This window comes from Streptomyces drozdowiczii (assembly GCF_026167665.1).
Classification (GTDB): Bacteria; Actinomycetota; Actinomycetes; order Streptomycetales; family Streptomycetaceae; genus Streptomyces; species Streptomyces drozdowiczii_A.
On sequence record NZ_CP098740.1, the window covers coordinates 121,227 to 139,641 of the forward strand.

Below are 18,415 nucleotides of genomic sequence, written 5' to 3' on the forward strand. Positions count from 1 at the left end.
TATGCGAGCGGCTGCAAAGATCGGGTACCCAGTCGCGGCGCTCTGATTCTCGGCTATTCCCTGCCGTGGGAACCGGTGAAGGCTTTTCGGCTGTGCGCGAGCAGTTCCCGTATCGCGGGGTTGTGTGCGCTCTTCCAGATCAGGGCGAGGAGTGCCGGTGTCCCAACGTCGTCGATCGTGCGGGCGGTGAGGCGGTCGCGGTGGGACGCGGCCATCGATTCGCTGAGGACGGCCACGCCGAGGCCGCGGGCGGCGAGGTCCGCGATGGCGTCCGCGGCGCCGGCCTGCATCGCGATCGAAGGGCGGAGGTGCTGGGCGGCGCATGCCTGGTCGAGTACGGCGCGCAGGCCGGTGCCGGGCGGCATGCATACGAGGGGGTGGGCGACCAGGTCTCTCAGGACGACCCGCCGCTGTTCGGCCAGAGGGTGCCCGGCGGGGACTGCCGCGACGAGCCGTTCGCTGATGATCGTCAGCGCGTGCAGCCCGTCGGGGGCGGCTGTCGCTGTCCCGATGAGCGCCAGGTCGAGTACGCCGGTTCGTACCCCTTCGGTGAGCCGGTCGGAGCTGTCCTCCAGCAGTGCCAGCTCCACGCCGGGATGGGCGTCGTGGAAGGCGGCGAGCGCTTCGAAGAGCGGGGTGAGGGTGCAGCCGACGACCATGCCGACGGTGAGCCGGCCCCGTACCAGGTCGGTCACCTCGTCCACCGACCGGCCGACCGCTCCCGCTGAGGCGAGCGCGGCGCGGGCGTGTTCGAGCGCGGCCTTCCCCGCGACGGTGAGGGTGACCGTGCGGGCCGTCCGGTCGAACAGCTCCGCCCCGAGTTCTCGTTCGAGTTGGCGGATCTGGGCGCTGACGCCCGACTGGCTGATGTGCACCCGCTCGGCGGCGCGGGTGAAGTTCTGCTCTTCGGCGACTGCGACGAAGTACTCCAGCTGTCTCAGTTCCATGCCTGCACATTCTAGTTTGCAGAAGAACCATCTGTTGGACTTCTGGAAGGCGGGCGATCACGCTGGGAAGTGCCGGAACCCCATGCGAGGAGGAACCCATGCCGGAGTACGAGAAGGCTATGCGGCCCGAGGACATCACCCGCCTGTTCGTCGAGCGGTCCAATGCCGGTGACGCGGCCGGGGTCGCCGCGCTGTACGAGGAGGACGCGGTGATGGCCTACCCGCCCGGTGCGCAGACGGTCGGGCGCGACGCGATCCGTGCCCTCTGGGAGAAGGTGCTGGCCAACCGGCCCCACTTCGAGCCGGAGCAGCCGCTGCCGACGCTGGTCAGCGGCGACATTGCCCTCACCTCGACCCCGCCCGGGGACGGGGCCGGGGCACGGGCGCAGGTCGTCAGGCGCCAGCCCGACGGGAGCTGGTTGCGGTTGCTCGACCAGCCCGAGTTCGTTCCGCCGACGCGCTGACCGCGATCTCCTGGGGCGTCGCTGCCCCGGTGGCGGTGAGTGACCGGATGCGTCGCCTCCGGGGCGCTATCGGCTCCGGCGGTCCGGTCGTTTCCGCGGATTCGGACGGAAGGTTTTCGCCGGTCGAGGACCGTGCCGCGTCAGCGCTTCGGCCGGGGGTACACGCGAGGCGTAGCCACCGGACCGATGAAGGGAACATCATGGGGGAATCACTGCGTGCAGTGGGCTGGGCGCGATCGCTGCCGCTCCACAGCGAAGTGAGGATCGCGCGGGAATGGGCGCGTGACCATCTGAAGACACTGCCGTGGGCCGACGACGCCTCAGAGGTGGTCGACGATGTGCTGCTGACCGTCTCGGAGCTGGTCACCAACGCCCACGTACATGCCGACAGCAGTGCGCAGTTGGTGATGACCTGGGACGAGCACTGTCTGCACGTCGCCGTCCACGACTCGTCGACCACGCTGCCCACACCGCGTCCGCCCAGCCCCGACCGGCCGGGCGGACGGGGCATGTTCCTCGTCGACGCCCTGGCCGACGACTGGGAGACCCGCCCCTGCGCCGACGGCAAGATGGTCATCGCCTGCTTCCGCCCGCCACTGGCGAACCAGGAGGGTTGACCGGCCCCCCTGCGGCCGTGGTGCCGATCACTCGGTGAGGGTGGCGTGAAATACGTATGCCGGGGTAGCGGGCTGAGAGCCGGAAAAATCAGTTTGCCGTACGGGGGATCCATGGAACAGCAGCAGCTTCACGACGGCGTCGACCAGGAGTTCGGCGGGGAGAACACCCTGCGCCGGAGCGCCGCGTACGAGATGGCTTCCGGTGAGATCGCCCGGGCCCGCGAGTTCGTACGCGGCTTCCTCTCCGAAGCACAGGTACTGCGCGGGTGGGCCGCTTCCGACCGGGCGGTGGACGTCGCCCAGCTCGTCGTCAGTGAACTGGCCACCAACGTCTGCAAGTACGCCCCCGGGCCGTGCCTGCTCGACCTGGAATCCGACGGTGCCGTGCTCACTATCAGCATGTGGGACACCGGCGCCGTGCTCCCCGCCGCTTCACCGGCCGACCCGACGCGCATCGGGCGGCACGGCCTGGAGGTCGTGCTCATGGTCTGCCAGAGCTTCGAGGTCCGCAGGGAGCCGGTCGGGAAACGGCTGGTCGTCCGGCTGGCCCTCGCCGACAGCGCCGACCGGGTGTCCTCCGGGCATACGGTCTGGTGACGGATCAGCGGCCCTGGTCGAAGAAGTCGCCCAGGGCCGTTGAGAGCGGGCCGGGAGCCTCCTCGGCCACATGGTGGCCGGCGTCGATGCCGTGGCCCCGGATGTCGTCGGCCCAGTCGCGCCAGATGTCGCGCGGGTCGCCGTACAAGTCCTCCAGGTCGTCCCGGAGCGACCACAGCACGAGGGTGGGGCATCCGATCCGGGCACCGCGTGCCCGGTCAGACTCCTCGTGGCGCCGGTCGATGGTCAGCCCGGCGCGGTAGTCCTCCAGCATGGCGCGCACGACATCCGGGTTCCTGGTGGCCGCCCGCCACTCGTCGTGGTTCGCCTGCCCCATGACCGAGGGGTCGCCGTGGTACCAGGCGTCGGGGTCGGCGTTGATGACGCGTTCGGGGATCTCCGGCTGGGCGAAGAAGAACCAGTGCCACCACGCGGTGGCGAAGCGGGCGTCCGCGCGTGCCAGGTGTTCGCTCAGGGGCAGGCCGTCCAGGAACGCCACCCGGGTCACCGCGGACGGATGATCCAGCACCAGCCGGAGCGCCACCGCGGCTCCCCGGTCATGCCCCACGAGCCCGAAGTGTTGGTGCCCGAGCGCTCGCATGACCTCGACCAGGTCCCCGGCCACCGCCCGCTTGGAGTGCGGGGCGTGGTCAGGAGAGGGCGCCGGACCGCGGGAGCGACCGTAGCCCCGCAGGTCGGGGCAGATGACGGAGAAGCCGCGTCGGACGAGGAGCGGCGCGACCTTGTGCCAGGTCGCCGATGTGCGCGGATGGCCGTGCAGCAGGAGAAGGGGAGGGCCTTCTCCCCCGTGACGGACGAAGATGGAAGCGTCGCCGGTGTCCACCGTGCTGGTGGCAAAGTTCTCGTACACGCATCACTCGTTCCCGCTCGGGTAGCCCGCACGCGTTCCGTGCCGCCGGTGGCGTGCGCCGGCTACTCCTCGGGTTCCCAGGCGATCAGGTGCTCGAAGACCCGTAGGTCGCCCTCGGTCTTCAGGTCGCTCAGCGTGAGGCGGCCCCAGACGAAGAGGAGCAGTTGCTCGGCCGTGCCGGTGGCCGAGGCGGAGGCGGGCGCGGCGTCGTCGGCGAGGGGTGCGGGCCAGGCGCCGGTGCCGTCCAGGGTGAGGAGCCAGGAGCGGCCTTCGGTGGCGTGGTAGTGGATGGTGGCGGGCTCGTGCGGCCAGGGCGCCGGGGTGGAGTTGCAGGTGTCGAGGAACTCGGCGACGCCGTCGACCGCGAGGTCGGCGGGCATCGGCTGCACGGCTCCGGCGGCGAGCTGGGCGTCGTAGGTGTGCACCAGCACTTCGTGCACCCGGCGCCGGGCGACGCCCCAGGCATTGGCCGGTGACACACCCGCCCTCCACCACGTCCAGCACGCACGTTCCGGGCCGGCCTCGCGCAGCGCGCTGAGCAGCAGTTCATTCGACTCGGCGTACCAGGCCAGCAGCGCGTTGGGCTCGCCCGGCGCGTGGACGGGGTCCTTGGCCGGCGGAGCCTCGGCCCGGCCCGCGGCGACGATCGCGGCCCACCAGCGCTGGCCCGCCCCCAGGTGCCGCACCAGATCGAACAGCGTCCACCCGGGGCAGGACGGCACCGGCGCGTCAAGGCCGGGTGCGGCGGCAACCGCGTTCCGGAAGGCGGCCGACCGCTCGTCGATCAGGCGCAGCAGGTCAGAATATTCAAGACGGTTTGTCACATCGCTTGGCTATCACCTCGGCACAGCCGGCCGCACCCCATTTCCGGGTCCTCCGCTCGCGGCGTGCGTCGACGGCGATACGGGCGCCGTGCTGCCGCGTTCGATGAGGTCGGGCAGGGGCACCTGTACGGTGCGGGGCGCGCCGCCGTCGAGCAGGGTCGTGAGTTCTCGTGCCGCGAGGCGGCCGAAGGCGACCGGGTCCCTGGAGAGCGCGGTGAGCCACGGGGCGGTGAGCCGGCACAGCGCGGAGTCCTCCCAGGACACCACCGACACATCGTCCGGGACCCGGACCCCGAGACCCGCCGCCACGGCCACCCCGGCGGCCGCCATCACGTCGTTGTCGTAGATGAGTGCCGTCGGCGGGTCGTCGCGCTCCAGAACGCGGCGGGTGGCGGCGGCGCCCTCGGTGTCGGAGTAGTCCGTGGTCGCCGAGTGCGCCCCGGTCAGGCCGCGCCGGTCGGCCTCCAGGCGCAGGGAGCGGATGCGGCGGTCCGTGTGCGCGAGTGAGGGCAGGCCGGCGATGTGCACGATGCGGCGGTGCCCCAGCTCGTGCAGACGGCCCACGATCGCGGCCATCGCGCCGGCGTCGTCGGCGCGGACCTGGGAGAGGCCGGGGTGGGGACCCGTGTCGGTGCCGGGGAGAGCGCCGATGACGACGCCGGGCAGGCCGAGTTCGTCGAGGAGGGCGACGCGGGGGTCGTCCGTGCGCGGGTCCACGACGAGTACGCCGTCGACGCGGTGCTCGGCCCACCAGCGGCGGTAGACGCCGCACTCGTCCGCCACGTCGTCCACCACCTGGAACAGCAGGCCGAGATGGCGCTCGGACAGTACTTCCTGGATGCCGGAGATCAGCTGGAGGAAGAAGGAGTCCACCCCGAGGTTGGCCGCCGGACGCGCCACGACGAGGCCGACGGTGGCCGAGCCCTCGCCGGAGAGGGCTCGGGCGGCGGCGCTCGGGCGCCAGCCCAGCTGTTCGGCGACGCGCCGCACCCGGGCTCGGGTGACCTCGGAGACACCGGGCCGGTCGTTGAGCGCGAAGGATACGGCGCTCTCCGAGACACCGGCCCGTTGGGCGATGTCCTTCATGGTCGGCCGCTTCGGAGCCACCCGTGCCTCACTTCCTGCCGCGCATGGGGTACTGACGGGCCGTCGGGTTCGCTCGCCCGAGGGCATCGTAGAGCTTCCCCGCGTATTGGTCGAGCGCCCCGGCCCTGGAGGACTAAAGCGCTTGAGCAATGTCCATCTAAAGCGCATTAGTAAGCCCGCGTCAATAGCCGATCACAAAGCCCTGACCTGCACTGATGCCGGGTTCAGAGATTACGTTCCGGTGAATGTATTGACTTTGAGCACCGACACATTGCAGGGTCTGTCGGGCGAACGCGGCCCGCCGGGTCAGGGACCCCGGGGCCACCGTTCGCGCGCCTGGTCCGAGCAAAGGAGCCGTTCACCGTGCACATCTCCCGCAGAGCAGTCGCCGCTGCCGCCGTCCTCGCCACCGTCCTGCCGCTGAGCGCGTGCGGCGGGGGATCCGGCTCGGACTCGTCCGACGCCTCGGGCAAGGTCGAAGGGAAGATCACCTTCCAGACCTGGAACCTCCAGGCAAACTTCAAGGACTACTTCAACGGGGTGATCGCGGACTTCGAGAAGAAGTACCCGGGCACCGAGGTCAAGTGGGTCGACCGCCCCGGCGAGGGCTACGCGGACAAGATCAGCGCGGACGCGGCGGGCGGCACTCTGCCCGACGTCGTCAACGTCTCCCCCGACCTGGTGGCTCCGCTGGCCAAGGCCGGCCTCGCGCTCGACCTCGACAAGGCCGCACCGAAGTACCGCAAGGAGTACCTGGACGGCGCCTGGAAGAGCCACCAGATACCCGGCACGGAGGGCACGTACGCCTTCCCCTGGTACCTCAACACCGGCCCGATGTTCTACAACAAGCGGCTGTTCAAGGACGCCGGACTCGACCCGCAGAAGCCGCCGACCACCTACGACGAGGTCTTCGCGGACGGTCTGAAGCTGGCGGAGAAGAGCCACGGCAAGGTCGCCACGCTCGCCAACGTCCCCACCATCGAGGACTTCGGCCGGTACGGCGGTCAGCTGATGAACAAGGAGGGCACGGGCTTCGCCTTCAATGACGCGAAGGGCGTCGAACTCCTCACGCACTACAAGGAGTTGTACGACGCCAAGGCACTCGACCCGCAGGCGCTGACCGCTACCCCCGAGTCCTCGGGCCACAAGTTCCTCACCGAGTCCGTGGCGATGAACCCGGGCAGCGCGCTCGACCTGGCCAACTTCAAGAAGCAGGCCCCGAGCCTCTACAAGAACATCGGGATCACCGACCAGGTCAGCAGCACCGGCAAGGCCAACATGTACGTCATGGGCGTCATGGTGAACGCGCAGTCCAAGCGCAAGCCCGCCGCCGTGGCCTTCGCCCACTTCGTGACCGACGCGACCCGCCAGATGGAGTTCGCCAAGCAGGTCGCCATCTTCCCGAGCACCGCCGGCTCGCTCGACGACCCGTACTTCACCAAGGAGGACGGGACGGACGAGACCCGCGTCCGGGTCGCCGCCGCCAAGTCCCTGAAGACGGCCGTCAATTACACCCCGGTGCTGTTCAGCGAGCAGATGAAGACCGAGCTGCGCAACCAGATAGCCAAGGCACTGCAAGGGAAGCAGAGCCCCAAGGAAGCTCTTGACAACGCTGTCAAGGCGTGTGACCGGCTGTTGCAGCAGAGCTGAGCCCTCTCGTGAACTCCCCCTCCCCCACCGCCGCGGCGGACCGGCCCTCCGGCCGGATCCGCCGCCATCTGCCCCTCAGCCCCTGGCTGTTCGCCGCGCCCGGCCTGATCGTGGTCGGCGCCTTCAGCCTCTATCCGTTCTTCAGCACGCTGGTGAACTCCTTCACCGACCGGCGGACGCTGGTCCCCGGCTCGTTCGTCGGCCTGGCGAACTTCCGGGAGCTGCTGCACGACGAGATGTTCTGGACCGGCCTGCGCAACAGCGTGCTGTACGTCGTCGGCGTCGTCCCCGCGCTCGTCGTCCTGCCCCTGCTGCTGGCGATGCTCGTCCAGCGGCACATTCCGGGCATCACCTTCTTCCGTTCGGCCTTCTACACCCCGGTCGTCGCGTCCATCGTGGTCGTCGGTCTGATCTGGGTGTGGATGCTGGACGACCGCGGGCTGATCAACGCGGTCCTGGAGGCCGTCGGCATCGGCAAGGTCGGCTTCCTGAGCGACCAGTGGCTGCTGCTGGGCAGCGCGATGACGGTTACGGTCTGGAAGGGCCTCGGCTACTACATGATCATCTATCTGGCCGCCCTGGCGAACGTGCCGAGGGAGCTGCACGAGGCCGCGTCCGTGGACGGCGCCGGGGTCGTACGCCGCTTCTTCACGGTCACCGTGCCGGCCATCCGCTCCACGATGGTGCTGGTCGCGGCCCTCTCCTCGGTCTCCGCCTTCAAGGTGTTCTCCGAGGTCTATCTGATGGCCGGCCCGTCGGGTGGACCGGCCGGTGAGGACACCACCCTGGTGATGCTCGTCCAGCGGGTCGGAACCGGGCTGAGCGGGCGGGTCGGTTACGCCTCCGCTATCTCGGTCGTCATCTTCGTCGTCACCGTCGGCCTGATGCTCCTGGTGCTGCGCGCCGACCGCAAGGAGGACGCGTGAGCTTCCTGAAGACCACCGACGCCGAGGGCCGGCGCGTCCCCGTCTGGCAGCTCGTGCTGCGGTACGTGCTGCTGCTGGCGGTCCTGGCCCTGACCGTCGGGCCGTTCCTGTGGCAGCTGTCGACCTCGCTGAAGGGCCCGAACGAGGACATCTTCAGCTCTCCGCCGAAGTTCTTCCCCAGCGATCCGACGCTGGACAACTACAGCCGGGTCGCCGACACGATCCCGGTCTGGGACTACGCGCTGAACTCGCTCAAGGTCGCCTCCGCCAACGTGGTCACCAACTGCGTCGGCTCGGCGCTCGCCGGGTACGCCCTGGCGAGGCTCCGCTACCGGGGGCGCAGGGCCGCGACGCTGGCGTTCATCCTCGCCATGCTCGTACCCGTGGAGGGCATCATCATCGCCCAGTTCACCACCATGCGTGACCTGGGGCTGAACAACACCCTGCTCGGCGTGCTGCTGCCGGGGTCGGTCGGCGCGATGAACGTGCTGCTGATGCGCAACGCGTTCCTGAACCTGCCCGTGGAGATCGAGGAAGCGGCGTTCGTGGACGGGGCCAACGTCTGGCAGCGCTTCCTGCGGATCGCGCTGCCCTCCGTCAAGGGCACCCTCGCCGTCGTCGCGATCTTCGCCTTCATGGGCTCCTGGGACGACTTCCTGTGGCCGCTGATCGTCCTCAGCGATCCGGAGAACTTCACCCTGACCATCGGCCTGAACTACCTGCACGGCACCTTCGCCAACGACGAACGGCTCGTCGCGGCGGGCACGATCATCGCCGTGCTGCCGCTCATCATCCTCTTCGCGGGGTTGCAGCGCTTCTTCTTCCGGGGCGTCGGCGAAGGCGCCGTCAAGGGCTGAACCGGCCGCCCCCACGCACCACTAGAACCAGGACTCCTGTTCCGTATGAGCACCTCCCCCTTGCGTTTCGGCGCCAACTACACGCCCAGCCAGGACTGGTTCCACCACTGGCTGGACTTCGACCTCGACGCCGTACGCGCCGACCTGGACTCGATCGCCGGCCTCGGGCTCGACCACATCCGGGTCTTCCCGCTCTGGCCGCTCTTCCAGCCCAACCGCACCCTGATCCGCCCGCGCGCCGTCGAGCAGCTCGTGCAGCTCGCCGACGCCGCCGCCGAACGCGGCCTCGACGTCAACGTGGACGGGCTCCAGGGCCACCTGTCGAGCTTCGACTTCCTGCCCGCCTGGACCGGTACGTGGCACCGGCGCAACCTCTTCACCGACCCGGACGTCCTCGCCGGGCAGGCCGAGTACCTGCGCACCCTGGCCGCCGCCCTCGCCGACCGGCCGCACTTCATCGGGATGACCCTCGGCAACGAGATCAACCAGTTCTCCGGCGACCCGCACCCCGACCCGGACCGCATCACGCCCGAGCAGGCCGACGCCTGGCTGACCCGGATGCTGGATGCCTGCGAGGAGGGGGCGCCGGGCAAGCTCCACCTGCACGCCGAGTACGACGCCGCCTGGTACCAGGACGACCACGCCTTCACCCCGGCGCACGCGGCGCGCAAGGGCGCCGTCACCGCCGTGCACTCCTGGGTCTTCAACGGCACCGCCCAGCGCCACGGCCGTACCGGCACCGCCACCGAGCACCACGCCGCCTACCTCATCGAACTCTCCAAGGCGTGGGCGCTCGACCCGCACCGGCCGGTCTGGCTCCAGGAGGTCGGCGCGCCCGCCCCGCTGATCCCCGCCGAGCACGCCGCCGCGTTCACCGAGGCGACCGTCGCCAACGCCCTGGACTGCGAGGACGTGTGGGGCGTCACCTGGTGGTGCTCCCACGACGTGTCGCGCTCGCTGGCCGACTTCCCGGAGCTGGAGTACAGCCTCGGGCTGCTCACCAACGACCGCCAGGTCAAGCCGGCCGGCCGGACCATCGCCCGCATCGTCGAGGAGTGGCGCGGGCGCACCCACCGGCCCGCGCCCCGGACCACCGCCCTCGTCGTGGACACGGGCGACGACGAGACCGCGCCCCACCGCTCCGTCTGCGCCCCCGGCGGCGCGGTCTTCGAAGCGTTCGCCCGGCTCACCGCCGACGGCGTCCGCCCCACCACCGTCCTCGCGAGCCGTGCCGACGACCCGGACCACTTGGCCGCCCGGGGCATCACGAAGGTCGTCACGCCCGAAGAGGTCCGCTGAGCCCACGTCACCCCGCACCGCACCGGAATCGAACCGCGCACGATACGGAGCACACCATGATCCAGCGCCACCCGTCCGCCCCCAGCCGCCGCACGGTGGTCCTCGCCGGAGCCGGAACCGCCGCCGCCCTCCTGACGCCCGGCCTCACCACGACCGCCCACGCGGCGGCCCCTGCCACTGACCGGCCCTGCGCCTCGTACTGGTTCCCCGACTCGCTGCCCGCCGGTACGCCCGGCGACGGCATCGTCTGGCGCAGCCTGAAGGCGTGGCGCCCCGAAACCGATCCCGATCTGCCGTTCAACACCGCGTCCGTGCCGCTCGCCGACCGCTTCACCCCGGCCCCGGCCAACACCACGGCCCGGACCGACCAGGCGCGGATCACTTCCCTGGTGGCCTTCGGGAACACCGCGGGCAACCCGTCGCAGGGCTCGGCCACCGCCGACTACTACGCCATGAACCACTGGGCGTACATCGACGAACTGGTCTTCTGGGGCGGCTCGGCCGGGGAGGGCCTGATCCTGGCGCCGAACGCCCCGGTCGTGGACGCGGCCCACCGGCACGGCGTGCCCGTCCTCGGCACCGTGTTCCTGCCGCCCGTGCACCACGGCGGCGACCTTCGGTGGACCCGGGACCTGGTGCAGCGCGACGCGGCAGGGCGCTTCCCGCTGGCCGCGAAGCTGGTGGAGGCGGCCATGGCGCACGGCTTCGACGGCTGGTTCCTCAACGCCGAGACCGAGGGCGGGGACGCCGCGCTCGGCGCCGAGATGCTCGCCTTCGTCACCGACCTCCGGGCGCGCAGCGACGCGGCGGGGCTGCGGATCACCTGGTACGACGCGATGACGGTGAAGGGCGAGGTCGGCTGGCAGGGCGCGCTCAACGCCGAGAACGCCGCGCTGTTCCGGGAGGGGGACTCGATGTTCGTGGACTTCCGCTGGACGCCCGGGACGCTCGCCTCCTCCGCCGAGAACGCCGAGGCCGTCGGGCGCAGCCGCTACGACCTGTGGGCGGGTGTCGATGTCGAGTCCGACGGCTGGAACGCCTCGGTCGACTGGGACGCGATCATTCCGGCGGACCGCCCGCACACCGTGGGCTACGGCTTCTACCGGCCGGAGTGGACCCGCAGCCACCTGCCGGAGGACCGTACTCCCGCTCAGTTCCACGCCGCCGACCAGCGGTTCTGGTCCGGGCGGTCGCTTGATCCGGCCCGGCCGGACCGTACGGACCCCTGGCGGGCTCCCGCGACGGCGGTGGCCGACCGCTCGACGGTGGACCGGCTGCCGTTCGCCACCACGTTCAACACCGGCCACGGTGTGCGCTGGTACGAGAACGGCCGGGTGGCCTCGGACGCGGAGTGGAACCATCTCGGGGTGCAGGACCGGCTGCCGGGCCGCCGCTGGGTCGTCCGTACCGAGGGCCGACGCCCGTCCGTGGGCTTCGACTTCGAGGACGCCTGGCGCGGGGGCAGCAGCCTGCTGGTCGCCGGGGACATCGACGCCCCGGTCACCGTGGAACTCCACCGCACCCGGCTGCCGCTGTCGCGGCGCACGGTCGTGGAGCTGACCCACCGCGCGGACGCGGGCTCCGGTCCGGTCACCGTCGAGCTGGCCGTCGCCCTGCGCGAGCCGGACCGGGCGGGCGACCCGGTCGCGTACACGTACATCCCGGCGGGCGAACTCCGGGCGGGCGGCAGCGGGTGGACCACCTCCACGCTCCGGCTGAACTCCCTGTCCGGTACGGTGCGCGCGCTCGGGGTGCGCCTGACCGCGGCCGGTCCGGTGCGCTGGCGACTGGGTGCGCTGGCCGTACGCGACCGGGCCGAGACGACCGCCGCGCCGACCGGACTGCGTGTCACCGGGGCGTCCCTGGGCGCCGACGGCACGGACCTGCGTCTGCGCTGGCACCGGGCGCCCGGTGCCCCGCGCCACTACGAACTGCACCGCGTCCTGCCCGACGGCACCCGGCGCTTCCTGGGCGCCACCGCCTCCACCGCGTTCCTCGTGCCCGGCCTGCGCCGGGAACCGGGCGAGAAAGCCGCTCGTTTCCAGGTCAGGGCCGTGGGCGAGCTGTACACGACTTCCGGCGCCGCTTCCACCGCGCACCGCTGGTAACCACCCCCACCCGACCCACCACCTACAACGGAGTCACCCTCATGCACGACGACCGCAGCCTGGTCGAAGCCCGTCTCAAGCGCGTCCTCGACGAGCGCATCCGGCCCGCCGTCTACCCGGAGTCCGTCCCCTTGGACGTCGCCGTCTGGAACGCGCCGGGCGAGCCGGTCCCCGTCGCCGAGGGCCTGGCCGGGCCCACCGAGCCGATCGCGGTCGGCGACCGGTGGGGCGCTCCGTGGGGCACCTCCTGGTTCAAGGTCTCCGGCACCGTGCCGGAGGCGTGGGCGGGCCGGACCGTGGAGGCGCTGCTCGACCTCGGCTTCGACGAGAACATGCCGGGCTTCCAGTGCGAGGGCCTCGTCTACCGCCCGGACGGCACGCCGGTGAAGGGCCTCAATCCGCGCAACCAGTGGGTGCGGGTGGGCGCCCCGGTGGCGGGCGGCGAGGAGGTGCTGCTGCACATCGAGGCGGCGTCCAACCCGGTGATCCTCGACTACCACCCCTTCCTGCCGACGCAGCTGGGTGACAAGGAGACCGCCGGCAGCGAGCCGCAGTACACGCTGGCCCGGATGGACCTCGCCGTCTTCGACGAGGACGTGTGGAACCTGGTGCAGGACCTGGAGGTGCTGGGTGAGCTGATGCAGGAGCTGCCCGTGGAGGGCGCCCGCCGCTGGGACGTCCTGCGTGCCGTCGGCCGGGCGCTGGACGCGGTCGACCTCCAGGACGTGGCAGGGACGGCCGCCGCCGCCCGCGCGGAGCTGGCCGATGTCCTCGCGACGCCCGCCGCGCCCTCCGCCCACCGCATCAGCGCGGTCGGCCACGCCCACATCGACTCCGCCTGGCTGTGGCCGCTGCGCGAGACGGTCCGCAAGGTGGCCCGTACGACGTCCAACATGACCGCCCTGCTGGAGGACGAGCCGGACTTCGTCTTCGCGATGTCGCAGGCCCAGCAGTTCGCCTGGATCAAGGAGCACCGCCCGAGGTCTACGCGAAGGTCAAGGCGGCGGTCGCGGAGGGCCGGTTCGTGCCGTCCGGCGGCATGTGGGTCGAGTCCGACACGAACATGCCGGGGTCCGAGGCGATGGCCCGGCAGTTCGTGCACGGCAAGCGGTTCTTCCTCGACGAGTTCGGCATCGAGAACGACGAGGCGTGGCTGCCGGACACGTTCGGGTTCGCGGCCGGTCTGCCGCAGATCATCAAGGCGGCGGGCTCCAAGTGGCTGCTCACGCAGAAGATCTCGTGGAGCCAGACCAACAAGTTCCCGCACCACACCTTCAACTGGGAGGGCATCGACGGCACCCGGATCTTCACGCACTTCCCGCCCGTCGACACGTACAACTGCTCGATGAAGGGCAGCGAGATCGCCCACGCGGCGACGAACTTCAAGGACAAGGGCGTCGCCCAGCACTCCCTCGCACCGACCGGCTGGGGCGACGGGGGCGGCGGCACGACCCGCGAGATGATCGCCAAGGCGGCCCGGCTGCGCAGCCTGGAGGGCTCGGCGACGGTGACGTGGGAGACGCCCACGGAGTTCTTCACCAAGGCCGAGGCGGAGTACGCCAACCCTCCGGTCTGGGTCGGCGAGCTCTACCTGGAGCTGCACCGCGCGACACTCACCAGCCAGGCGAAGACCAAGCAGGGCAACCGTCGCAGCGAACACCTGCTCCGCGAGGCCGAGCTGTGGGCCGCCACCGCCGCCGTGCGGGCCGGCTTCGCCTACCCGTACGAGCAGCTGGACCGGATCTGGAAGACGGTGCTGCTGCACCAGTTCCACGACATCCTGCCCGGCTCCTCGATCGCCTGGGTGCACCGTGAGGCGGAGAAGACGTACGCGGCCGTCGCCGGGGAGCTGACCGGCATCATCGATGCCGCGCAGCGTGCGCTGGCCGGTGACCCGGCGGGCGGGCGGGCCCTCGTGTTCAACGCCGCGCCGCATGCGCGCGACGGCGTTCCCGCCGGAGCGGCGGCCGTCGCCGCGACGGCCGAGACCACCGAGCCCGCCCCGCGCGAGGGCGGCGGCTTTGTGCTCGACAACGGCCTGCTCCGGGTGGAGATCGACGGGCGGGGCCTGGTCGTCTCGGCGTACGACATCGCCGCGGACCGGGAGACAGTGGCACCGGGCGCGGCCGCGAACCTCCTCCAGATCCACCCCGACTTCCCGAACATGTGGGACGCGTGGGACGTCGACGCGTTCTACCGCAACACGGTCACGGACCTGACGGATGTGGACGAGCTGGCCCCGGTGGCCGGCGGCGTGCGAGTCGTACGCGGCTTCGGGGACTCGAAGGTGACCCAGCTGCTCACGCTTGAGCCGGGCGCCAAGCGGCTCGACATCGACACCGAGGTGGACTGGCACGAGACGGAGAAGTTCCTCAAGGCCGCGTTCCCGCTGGACGTGCACGCCGAGCGGTACGCCTCCGAGACCCAGTTCGGGCACTTCTACCGGCCGACGCACACGAACACCAGCTGGGAGGCGGCCAAGTTCGAGGCGTGCAACCACCGCTTCGTCCACCTGGAGGAGCCGGGCTGGGGCGTCGCCCTCGTCAACGACTCGACGTACGGTCACGACGTCACGCGCACCGTCCGGGAGTCGGACGCCGGGACGACCACCACCGTGCGGGTCTCCCTGCTGCGCGCGCCGCGCTTCCCCGACCCGGAGACCGACCAGGGCGTGCACCGCTTCCGGCACGCGCTGGTGCCCGGCGCGGCGGTCGGCGACGCGGTCCGCGAGGGCTTCCGGGTCAACCTGCCGGAGCGCCGGATCACCGGTGAGCACGAGGTGGCGCCGCTGGTGGCCGTCGGCAACGACGCGGTCGTGGTGAGCGCGGTCAAGCTGGCGGACGACGGCAGCGGCGACGTCGTCGTACGGCTCTACGAGTCGACGGGCGGCCGGGCGAAGACCACCCTGACCACCGGCTTCCGCGCCTCCGGTGCCGTGGCGACGGACCTGCTGGAGCGACCGCTGTCCGACGCCCCGGCACCGGAGAGCGACGAGGAGGGCGTGCGGTTGTCTTTGCGGCCGTTCGAGCTGGTGACGCTGAGGTTCGCGCGCGGCTGACGCCGAGGCAGGGTTCCTCGGGGAGGGGCGGCGCCCAGCCGGTGCACCGGCTGGGCGCCGCCCCTCCCCCTCTGCTGCGATGATGGGCGCATGTCTGCTGGTGAGTCCAAGGGGTCCGGGTCCTCGGGCGGTTACGCGAAGGGGCGTGCGCGTCGGGAGCAGATCGTGGCGACGGCGGCCGAGGTGTACGGGGATGTGGGGTATCGCGGTGCCTCGTTGCGGGAGATCGCGAAGCGGGCCGGGATCAGTCATGTGGGGTTGATGTACTACTTCCCCAGCCGTGAGGCGTTGTTGGCCGCGGTGCTGGAGCGGCGGGACGAGGAGGAGGCCGCGCGGAGCGCGCCGGTGGTGTCCTCGCCCCGGGACGCGATGCTGCATCTGCTGGACCTGGCCGGCCGCAACGCCGGTCATGCGGGGATGGTCGAGTTGTACGTACGGCTGGCGGCCGAGGCGACCCCCGGGGATCATCCGGCGCACGGCTACTTCGAGCGGCACTACGAGATGGTCCGCTCCTATGCGCACCGCGCGCTGGAGGAGCTGGCCGTGCAGGGTGCGTTGCGGGACGGGGTCGATGCCCGGACCGCGGCCGTGGGCCTCGTGGCGCTGATGGACGGGTTGCAGGTGCAGTGGCTGACGAGTCCTGATGAGGTGGACATGGCCGGGGTCCTGCGGGCGTTCGTGCAGCAGCTCCTCAAGGAGCCGTTGGAGTAGGGGGGCTCAGCCGCCGGAGAAGTACCAGGGCGACGGCGGCGGTGGCCAGTTCGCCGGTGGCCAGTCCCGCCCAGACGCCGCCGGTGCCCAGTCGGCCGAGGGCGACGATCAGGGGGACCTTGACCAGGAGCAGGGTGCCGATGGACATCAGGTAGGCGGGCGCCGGGCGGCCGAGGGACTGGGAGTAGGCCGCCACCAGGGGCCCGATCCCGGCGACGGTCAGGCCCAGGGCGATGATCCGCAGGGCCCGGCCGGCGGTGGTGACGGCGGCGGGGTCGTGGAGGAAGAGGCCGGCGAGGGGTTCGGCCAGCAGGGCGAGAACGGCCGCGGTGAGCAGTCCGTAGAGCAGGGAGGCGAGCAGCGCGAGGTTGCGCGCGCGCAGGGCCCGGCTGGTCAGGCCGCGGCCGGTGTTGTAGCCGGCGATGGGCTGAAGGCCCTGGCTGATGCCGGTGTGGGGCATCATCGCGAAGGTTTGCAGGCGGGCGCAGACGGCGTACGCGGCCAGCGCGACGGCGGACCCGGTGGCGGCGAGGGTGGCGTTGACGAGGACGGCCAGGAGGGTGACGCCCGTTCCGGCCAGGAACGAGGGCAGGCCGATGCCGAGGAGGGCCCGCAGGGTCGGACCGTGGGGCAACAGGTCGCGCGGGGCGACGCGGTAGGGGCGGTCGCTCCGGCCGAAGAAGAACCAGAGGCTCATCGCCGCGGAGACGGCCTGGCCGCCGACGGTGCCGAGGGCGGCGCCGCGTACCCCCATGCCGAGCCCGAAGATCAGCAGGGGGTCGAGCGTGATCTGGACGGCGACGGGGACGAGCCACAGGAGGGTCGAGTAGCCCATCCGCCCCTCGGCGCGCACCAGGCTGGAGAAGCCGGTGGAGACGAGTGCCCCGCACAGCAGCACGACGGCGTAGGGGCGTGCGCTGTCCCGTAGCTCGCCGTGGGCCCCCAGCAGGGCGAGGAGGGGGTCGAGGAAGGTCAGGCCGAGCACGGTGGTGGCCGCGGCACAGGACCAGAAGAGGGTGAAGGAGTTGCCCGCCGCGCGGGCGGCGGCCTGCCGGTCCCCCGCGCCCAGGGCGCGGGAGATCAGCGAGGCGCCACCGGCGCCGACGGTGGTGGACACCGCGCCGAGCAGCAGGAGGAGCGGGGCGGCCAGGTTGACCGCGGCCATCGCGGTGTCGCCCACGCCGTGGCCGACGAACCAGGCGTTGGTCAGGGCGTAGATGCCGTAGACGCCGACGGCGGCGGTGGTCTGGGTGCAGGCTCGCCAGAGCAGTCGGCCCACCGGTTCGGTGCCGAGGCGGGTGGTGTGGTCGGCGGGTGCGGGGGTGGTGGGCCGGGGTGTCATCGGCGGGTGCGGCCGAGCAGTGCCATCGCTTCGTCGAGGAGGGGGCGGGCGAAGTCGTACTGCTTGGTGTCGGTGTGGCCTCGGTACACGGTCTCGATGACCATGATCAGCATGAGGTGGAGGCAGTACAGGCGGCGGCGCACCTGCTGGGTGGCGGTGAGTTCCGGGTGGCCGTAGCCGCGCATGAAGGGTGCCGGGTCGCCGAAGGCGGACAGCTGGGTGCCGGTGAAGCCCGCCTCGATCAGCGGGTCTCCGTAGAAGGCGCGTTCGTGGTCGATGACGCAGGCGATGCGGCCGTCGCGGACCATGACGTTGCTGTCCCACAGGTCCCACTCGACCAGGCGGGGTTCGGTCACTTCGTCGAGGCTTGCGGCGTGCTCGGTGATCACGGCGCGCACGGTGTCGTAGTCCCAGCCGATGTCGACACCGCGCCGTTCGCCGTCGGTCAGCACGTCCTCGACGATGCCGGTGAACACGCGCCGCCAGCTGGTGTCGTGCGGACCGGCGAGCGGACCGAAGCCGGGGCCGCCGATGGAGTTGATCTCGCGGTTGGCCGCGCCGAGCTGTGCCATGAAGGCGTCGCGCTCGGCGGCGGGCAGTTCACCGGAGACGATGCCGAGGTTGTCGGCGTCGATGTACGGCATGAAGAAGTAGTCGGCGTCGCACAGTTCGCGGCTCCGGTCGGCGAAGTGCACTTCGGGGACCGGCACCGAGGTCTGGGTGCGTATGAGGTCCAGCGTGTTCAGCTCGATCGACATGGCGCCGCGTTCGTAGGTCATCACCTCGATGTGCGGTGGCGGGGCGATCTTCAGGACGACGTCGGCACCGTCGCGCAGCCGGATGCGGTAGGCCACGTTGAACCAGCCGTGCCCCAGCTCGTCGGCCCAGCCCTCCCCCGTGGGGACCTGCCCGGGCCCGTAGGCGCGCTCGATCATGGCGCGCAGTACGTCGGGAGACTGCCGGTTCTTCGTGATGCTCTCCACGCCCGGTCCTTTCGATTGGGCTGCCCGCGGCGCCATCGGAATCAAATACTTACCACTTGGTCGATATTCATAGCA

The 18,415-nt window shown here is 71.2% G+C and carries 15 protein-coding genes and 1 pseudogene; 10 read left to right on the forward strand and 6 right to left on the reverse strand.

Annotation, left to right across the window (positions count from 1 at the left end; translation table 11 throughout):
• Nucleotides 1-53: 53 nt before the first annotated feature.
• Nucleotides 54-947 carry a LysR family transcriptional regulator gene (locus NEH16_RS00570; protein ID WP_265538433.1) on the reverse strand — a complete coding sequence of 298 codons (894 nt, stop codon included), beginning with the start codon at nt 945-947 and terminating at the stop codon, nt 54-56.
• Nucleotides 948-1,045: 98 nt separating this feature from the next.
• Between NEH16_RS00570 and NEH16_RS00575 the strand changes: the two genes are divergently transcribed.
• The 3 genes from NEH16_RS00575 (at nt 1,046) to NEH16_RS00585 (ending at nt 2,625) form a co-directional block, all read left to right on the forward strand.
• Entirely contained in the window at nt 1,046-1,411 is a 366-nt protein-coding gene (locus NEH16_RS00575; protein WP_265538434.1) for a YybH family protein, read from the forward strand.
• A gap of 200 nt (nt 1,412-1,611) precedes the next feature.
• On the forward strand, nt 1,612-2,028 hold the full coding sequence (locus tag NEH16_RS00580) for an ATP-binding protein (RefSeq protein WP_073966900.1): 417 nt from the start codon (nt 1,612-1,614) through the stop codon (nt 2,026-2,028).
• 111 nt (nt 2,029-2,139) lie between these two features.
• Entirely contained in the window at nt 2,140-2,625 is a 486-nt protein-coding gene (locus NEH16_RS00585) for an ATP-binding protein (RefSeq protein ID WP_265538435.1), read from the forward strand.
• Between the two features lie 4 nt (nt 2,626-2,629).
• On the opposite strand, the gene NEH16_RS00590 is transcribed toward NEH16_RS00585, so the two are convergent.
• The 3 genes from NEH16_RS00590 to NEH16_RS00600 form a co-directional block, all read right to left on the reverse strand.
• Complete coding sequence (locus NEH16_RS00590) at nt 2,630-3,496, reverse strand: alpha/beta fold hydrolase (protein WP_265538436.1); 867 nt, start codon at nt 3,494-3,496, stop codon at nt 2,630-2,632.
• 62 nt (nt 3,497-3,558) lie between these two features.
• Entirely contained in the window at nt 3,559-4,320 is a 762-nt protein-coding gene (locus NEH16_RS00595; RefSeq protein ID WP_265538437.1) for a maleylpyruvate isomerase family mycothiol-dependent enzyme, read from the reverse strand.
• A 12-nt stretch (nt 4,321-4,332) separates the two neighbouring features.
• Nucleotides 4,333-5,406 (reverse strand): LacI family DNA-binding transcriptional regulator, encoded by a 1,074-nt coding sequence (locus NEH16_RS00600; protein ID WP_265538438.1) that lies wholly within the window; start codon nt 5,404-5,406, stop codon nt 4,333-4,335.
• Nucleotides 5,407-5,769: 363 nt separating this feature from the next.
• On the opposite strand from NEH16_RS00600, the gene NEH16_RS00605 reads away from it, so the two are divergent.
• The 7 genes and pseudogenes from NEH16_RS00605 to NEH16_RS00635 all read left to right on the forward strand — a co-directional run bounded on the left by NEH16_RS00605 (nt 5,770) and on the right by NEH16_RS00635 (nt 16,015).
• Nucleotides 5,770-7,056 carry an ABC transporter substrate-binding protein gene (locus NEH16_RS00605; protein ID WP_265538439.1) on the forward strand — a complete coding sequence of 429 codons (1,287 nt, stop codon included), beginning with the start codon at nt 5,770-5,772 and terminating at the stop codon, nt 7,054-7,056.
• Between the two features lie 8 nt (nt 7,057-7,064).
• On the forward strand, nt 7,065-7,982 hold the full coding sequence (locus NEH16_RS00610; RefSeq protein ID WP_265538440.1) for a carbohydrate ABC transporter permease: 918 nt from the start codon (nt 7,065-7,067) through the stop codon (nt 7,980-7,982).
• Nucleotides 7,979-8,839, forward strand: a complete 861-nt coding sequence (locus NEH16_RS00615; RefSeq protein ID WP_018524349.1) for a carbohydrate ABC transporter permease — start codon at nt 7,979-7,981, stop codon at nt 8,837-8,839. Before NEH16_RS00610 ends, NEH16_RS00615 begins: the two co-directional genes overlap by 4 nt.
• A gap of 45 nt (nt 8,840-8,884) precedes the next feature.
• Nucleotides 8,885-10,138: a glycoside hydrolase 5 family protein gene (locus NEH16_RS00620; protein WP_265538441.1), complete on the forward strand. Its 1,254-nt coding sequence runs from the start codon at nt 8,885-8,887 to the stop codon at nt 10,136-10,138.
• Between the two features lie 56 nt (nt 10,139-10,194).
• Nucleotides 10,195-12,246, forward strand: a complete 2,052-nt coding sequence (locus NEH16_RS00625) for an endo-beta-N-acetylglucosaminidase (RefSeq protein WP_265538442.1) — start codon at nt 10,195-10,197, stop codon at nt 12,244-12,246.
• A gap of 41 nt (nt 12,247-12,287) precedes the next feature.
• A pseudogene (locus NEH16_RS00630) lies at nt 12,288-15,304 on the forward strand (alpha-mannosidase).
• A 90-nt stretch (nt 15,305-15,394) separates the two neighbouring features.
• Nucleotides 15,395-16,015, forward strand: a complete 621-nt coding sequence (locus NEH16_RS00635; RefSeq protein WP_265538443.1) for a TetR/AcrR family transcriptional regulator — start codon at nt 15,395-15,397, stop codon at nt 16,013-16,015.
• On the opposite strand, the gene NEH16_RS00640 is transcribed toward NEH16_RS00635, so the two are convergent.
• Both NEH16_RS00640 and NEH16_RS00645 read right to left on the reverse strand, forming a co-directional pair.
• Nucleotides 15,996-17,357, reverse strand: a complete 1,362-nt coding sequence (locus tag NEH16_RS00640; protein WP_265538444.1) for an MATE family efflux transporter — start codon at nt 17,355-17,357, stop codon at nt 15,996-15,998. The two genes, NEH16_RS00635 and NEH16_RS00640, sit on opposite strands and share 20 nt — an antisense overlap.
• The gene (locus NEH16_RS00645; protein WP_265538445.1) at nt 17,354-18,340 is read right to left on the reverse strand and encodes a phosphotransferase family protein; all 987 of its coding nucleotides are present in this window, start codon (nt 18,338-18,340) and stop codon (nt 17,354-17,356) included. Before NEH16_RS00645 ends, NEH16_RS00640 begins: the two co-directional genes overlap by 4 nt.
• Nucleotides 18,341-18,415: the final 75 nt, after the last annotated feature.

Bases quoted from the DNA above. Each gene is read 5' to 3' on its own strand.
- NEH16_RS00570 (WP_265538433.1), bottom strand. From the start codon at position 947: ATGGAACTGAGACAGCTGGAGTACTTCGTCGCAGTCGCCGAAGAGCAG.
- NEH16_RS00575 (WP_265538434.1), top strand. From the start codon at position 1,046: ATGCCGGAGTACGAGAAGGCTATGCGGCCCGAGGACATCACCCGCCTG.
- NEH16_RS00580 (WP_073966900.1), top strand. From the start codon at position 1,612: ATGGGGGAATCACTGCGTGCAGTGGGCTGGGCGCGATCGCTGCCGCTC.
- NEH16_RS00585 (WP_265538435.1), top strand. From the start codon at position 2,140: ATGGAACAGCAGCAGCTTCACGACGGCGTCGACCAGGAGTTCGGCGGG.
- NEH16_RS00600 (WP_265538438.1), bottom strand. From the start codon at position 5,406: ATGAAGGACATCGCCCAACGGGCCGGTGTCTCGGAGAGCGCCGTATCC.
- NEH16_RS00620 (WP_265538441.1), top strand. From the start codon at position 8,885: ATGAGCACCTCCCCCTTGCGTTTCGGCGCCAACTACACGCCCAGCCAG.
- NEH16_RS00625 (WP_265538442.1), top strand. From the start codon at position 10,195: ATGATCCAGCGCCACCCGTCCGCCCCCAGCCGCCGCACGGTGGTCCTC.
- NEH16_RS00635 (WP_265538443.1), top strand. From the start codon at position 15,395: ATGTCTGCTGGTGAGTCCAAGGGGTCCGGGTCCTCGGGCGGTTACGCG.
- NEH16_RS00640 (WP_265538444.1), bottom strand. From the start codon at position 17,357: ATGACACCCCGGCCCACCACCCCCGCACCCGCCGACCACACCACCCGC.